4 protein-coding genes are annotated in these 4,651 nt (G+C 69.6%); all 4 read right to left on the bottom strand.

Going from position 1 to position 4,651, the window contains the following annotated elements:
* The coding region (locus tag D588_RS0107810) for a septal ring lytic transglycosylase RlpA family protein (RefSeq protein ID WP_017915574.1) at positions 1–773 on the bottom strand (773 nt) is incomplete at its 3' end.
* Positions 770–1,906: a lytic murein transglycosylase B gene (gene mltB, locus D588_RS0107805; protein WP_017915573.1), complete on the bottom strand. Its 1,137-nt coding sequence runs from the start codon at positions 1,904–1,906 to the stop codon at positions 770–772. The genes D588_RS0107810 and mltB, both read right to left, overlap by 4 nt.
* A gap of 195 nt (positions 1,907–2,101) precedes the next feature.
* Entirely contained in the window at positions 2,102–3,493 is a 1,392-nt protein-coding gene (locus D588_RS0107800; RefSeq protein WP_017915572.1) for an NAD-dependent succinate-semialdehyde dehydrogenase, read from the bottom strand.
* 65 nt (positions 3,494–3,558) lie between these two features.
* The coding region (locus D588_RS0107795) for an NAD(P)(+) transhydrogenase (Re/Si-specific) subunit beta (protein WP_017915571.1) at positions 3,559–4,651 on the bottom strand (1,093 nt) is incomplete at its 5' end.

Genomic DNA, 4,651 nt, shown 5'->3' with positions numbered 1-4,651 from the left:
GCCGCGGGATCGCGTGTGGCGGTGGCGGTGGACGCGCTGGCCAGCAGCGTCGCCGGGCGCCGGCCGGGAGTGCGCCGCGCCAGCAGGTCGCCGTTGTCGGCCGGAGTGAGTCCGCGCACTTCCACGCGGCCGGTGCCCTTGCCGGTGATGCCGAGCTTGACCGCCGCCGCGTAGCTCAGATCGATCAGCCGATCGTCGTGGAACGGGCCGCGGTCGTTGATCCGCACCACCACCGACTCGCCGTTGTCCAGGTTGGTGACCAGGGCGAAGCTGGGCAGCGGCAGGGTCTTGTGCGCGGCGGTGAACGCGTACATGTCGTAGACCTCGCGGTTGGAGGTCAGCCGGCCATGGAACTTGCTGCCGTAGTACGAGGCGGTGCCGCGCTCGACGTAGCTGTGCGGATCGTCGATGACCACGTACTCGCGGCCCAGCACCATGTACGGGGAGCGGTTGCCGATCGCCGAGCGCGGTTCGTCGGTGACCAGCGGCTCGGGAATGCAGGCGACGTTGGGCACGTAGTCCGGGGTGCTGTCGCGCACGCCGGGCGCATACAGGCCGCCGGCGGTGTAGTTGCCGCGCTTGGACGGATCTTCCTTGGCCGGCGCGTAGGGCGAGGTGGACGGACAACCGGTGGCGACATGCGCCGGACCCTTGCCCTCGACCCGGATGCCGGGTCCGGCGCCGCCGGCGGTCTTCTTCGGGGCGCTGCTGCAGGCGGCCAGCGCCAGCACAGCGACGACGGGAGCGATCCGGAGCAGCGCGTTCGGGTTCATGCCGGGGGTAACTCCTTGCCGGCGATGGCCTGGGACAGTTGGTAGACGGCCATCGCGTACATCTTGGAATTGTTGTAGCGGGTGATCGCGTAGTAGTTCTGGAAGCCGAGCCAGTACTGCTTGCCGGCGCTGCCGTCGAGCGTGATCGGCGTGGCGCCGCCAGCGGCTGCCAGCACCGGCGCGGTCGGCGTGTAGCCGCGCGCGGCCAGGTCGGCCAGGGTGTAGGTCGGCGTCCAGTCGGTCGGATTGAATTCCTCGGCGCCTGGGCGCAGCGTCGCCGGCACCGCGACCACGCCGTCGCGCACCCAGCCGCCCTTCTTGACGAAGTAGTTGGCGATGGACGAGAACGCGTCGTCGTAGTCGGTGAACAGGTTGCGCTTGCCGTCGCCGTCGCCATCGACCGCGAACTGGCGGTAGCTGGACGGCATGAACTGGCCCAGGCCCATCGCGCCGGCGTAGCTGCCGATCAGGCCGGTGATGTCCAGGTTCTCCTCGCGGGCCAGCGCGAACAGTTGGCCGAGCTCATCGCGGAAGAACAGTTCGCGGCGCACCTCGCGCTCAAGCTTGGCCGGGTCGCCGCTGCGCGGATAGCGGAACGCCAGCGTGTACAGCGCATCCAGCACGCGGTAGGAGCCGGCGTTCTTGCCGTAGCTGGTTTCCACGCCGATGATCGCGACGATGACCTCGGCCGGCACGCCGGTGCGCGCCTGCACCCGCTGCAGTTCGTCGCGATGCGTGGCCAGGAACGCGCGGCCGCCGTCGATGCGCGCCTGGCTGATGAACATCGGCCGGTACTCGCTCCACGGCTTGACCCGCTCGGCCGGGCGCGACATCGCCGCGACGATCGCATCCTTGAACTGGGCCTGCGCCAGGGTCGCCTCGATCTGCGCCGGATCGATGCCGTACCTGGCCGCGGTGTCGCGGACGAAGTTGGCGCGGGCGACCTCGAACGGGACCGGGGTCAGGTCCACCGGTGGCGCCTGCACCACTTCCGGCACGGCCTCGGCCGGCGGCGCCGGACGCGGCGCAGGCGGCGGCGCGCTGGCCTGCGGCGGCGACGGAGGCGGCTTGGGCTGGGTCGCGCATGCGACCAGGCCAAGCGTGAGCAGGCAAATCAGCGAGCGTCGGATCATGCCGGCAGACTAACAGATTCAAGATGAATTTCTACCAATAACGCCATGAAACAAAAGAACTTTGCCCCAGGTCAAGTGCGCCCGCAGCATGACCCGCCCGCATGCACCGAGTGCGCGCCCCGGCCCGGGCGTGGCGACGGCACAAAAAAGCCGCCGGGGTTGCCCCCGGCGGCCTGGCCTACGCATGGCGCCCACTCAGAACGGCGCGTCGATGTCGACCACGTCGATCAGCTTGTGATTGACGAATTCCTTGATGCCCAGCCCGATCAGTTCGCGCCCGTAGCCGGAACGGCGCACGCCGCCGAACGGCAGGTCGGCCTTGACCATGGTCGGGTGGTTGACGAACACCATGCCGGTGGAGATGCGCCTGGCCACCGCCACGCCGCGCGCATCGTCGCCGGTGAACACCGAGCCGCCCAGGCCGAACGGCGAATCGTTGGCGATGCGTACCGCGTCGTCCTCGTCCCGGGCGCGGAACAGCATCGACACCGGGCCGAAGAATTCCTGGTGGTAGGCCGGGTTGTCCGGGGCGACGTCGGTGAGCAGGGTCGGCTGCACGAACGCGCCATGCACGGGTACCGGCGGCCCGACCTCGGTCGCGGTGGCGCCATGCCTGACCGCCTCGGCGATCTGCCGCTTCAGGTCGTCGGCGGCGCCCTGCGAAGACAGCGGCGCCAGAGTGGTCGCCGGATCCATCGGATCGCCGGCACGCAGCGCCGCCACGCCGGCGCGGTAGCGCTGCAGGAATTCGTCGTACACCTCCTGCACCACGATCATGCGCTTGGACGACACGCAGACCTGCCCGCCGTTCCAGTGGCGGCCGAACACCGCCCACTTCACCGTCTTCTCCAGCGGCGCATCGTCCAGCACCACGAAGGCGTCGGCACCGCCCAGTTCCATGGTCGACTTCTTCAGTGCCTTGGCCGCCTGGGCCGCGACGATGGCGCCGGCGCCTTCCGACCCGGTGAGCGCCACGCCGTGCACGCGCGGGTCGTTGAGGATGGTCTCCACCTGGCCGCGGGTGGCGTAGAGATTGGCGAAGGCCCCGGCCGGCAGACCGGCTTCGGCCATCAGCGCTTCGAACTTGGCCGCGCACTGCGGCACGTTGGAGGCGTGCTTGAGCAGCACGGTGTTGCCGGCCGACAGTTGCGGGGCGATGATCCGCGCGATCTGGTAGTACGGGAAATTCCACGGTTCGATCGCCAACAGCACGCCCAACGGCTCGTGCACCACCATCGCCCTGCCCTCGGCCGGATCGGCCACCGGCAGATGCTCCGGCGCCAGCAAGCGCTCGGCGTTGACCCCGTAGTACTCGAAGATGTCCGCCGACAGCCGCACCTCGGCTTCGGCCTCGCCGATCAGCTTGCCCATCTCCAGCGTCAGCAGGCATGCGTACTCGCGGGTGTTGGCGCGCAGCAGCCGCGCCGCGGCATGCATCACCCTGGCGCGTTCGGCGAACGGGGCTTGCTTCCATTGCTGGAACGCGGCGTCGGCGGCATCGATCGCGGCCAGTACCTGCGCATCGGTGGCCTCCGGGAAGGTGGCGAGCAATTCGCCGGTATAGGGATTGCGGGTGGCATAGGTCATGGTGGTGTCCTCGTGGAAGGTCGGAAAGCGCCGGACGCCTCGCGCCGGCGCGGGAAGCGGTTGGGTCAGGCGGCCAGTTCCTTCACCGCCTGCACCATGCGGTTGAGCACCGCGGCGGCGTCGCCGTAGACCATGTCGCAGTTGTCGCCGTAGAACAGCAGGTTCTCCACGCCGGCATAGCCCTTGCCCTGGCCGCGCTTGATCACGTAGACCTGATGCGCCTGGTCGGCGTTGAGGATCGGCATGCCGTAGATCGGCGACGCCTTGTCGGTGCGCGCCGCCGGGTTGACCACGTCGTTGGCGCCGATCACCAGCGCCACGTCGGTGCTGGCGAAGCTGTCGTTGATGTCCTCCATGTCGTAGATCAGGTCGTAGGGCACCCCGGCTTCGGCCAGCAGCACGTTCATGTGCCCGGGCATGCGCCCGGCGACCGGATGGATGGCGAACTTCACGTCGACGCCGGCGGCCTGCAGCAGCTTCACCAGTTCGTACAGCCGCCCTTGCGCCTGCGCCACGGCCAGGCCGTAACCGGGCACGATGATCACGCTGGAGGCGTAGCGCATCGACGTCGCCGCGTCGCCCGGCTCGACCGCGGTCATGCGGCCCTGCACGTCGCCCTGCACGACCGCGGCGCCGTCGCCGAAATTGCTGAACAACACGTTGCCCAGCGAGCGGTTCATCGCCTTGGCCATCAGCACGGTCAGCAGGGTGCCGGCCGAGCCGACCACCATGCCGGCGATCATCAGCGCCGGGTTCTGCAGGGCGAAGCCTTCCAGGCCCACCGCCAGACCGGTGAAGGCGTTGTACAGCGAGATCACCACCGGCATGTCGGCGCCGCCGATCGGCAGCGTCATCAGCACGCCGAAGCCCAGCGCGGCGATGAAGAACGCTGGCGCCGCCCAGGCGCCGCCCGTGCCGGTGACCACCAGCGCGCCGAGCACCAGCGCGGCCAGGAACACCGCAGCATTGAAGGCGCTCTGGCCCTTGAACCGCCACGCGGTGTCGATGCGGCCATCGAGCTTGGCCCAGGCGATCACCGAGCCGGACAGCGAGATCGCGCCGATCAGCGCACCGAGCACGGTCACCGCCAGATGCAGGCCGCCCTGCTGCGGCTGCCGCGCGGTCAGCGCGACCGCGGCCACCGCCGCGGCGGCGCCG

This window comes from Xanthomonas sp. SHU 308 (assembly GCF_000364645.1).
GTDB lineage: Bacteria > Pseudomonadota > Gammaproteobacteria > Xanthomonadales > Xanthomonadaceae > Xanthomonas_A > Xanthomonas_A sontii.
The sequence above is the reverse complement of the archived record's forward strand: the minus strand, read 5'-3'. Positions and strand labels throughout refer to the sequence as shown.

What these genes read in the sequence shown, in the direction of transcription:
- mltB (WP_017915573.1), bottom strand. Translation starts at nt 1,906, where the DNA reads ATGATCCGACGCTCGCTGATTTGCCTGCTCACGCTTGGCCTGGTCGCA.
- D588_RS0107800 (WP_017915572.1), bottom strand. Translation starts at nt 3,493, where the DNA reads ATGACCTATGCCACCCGCAATCCCTATACCGGCGAATTGCTCGCCACC.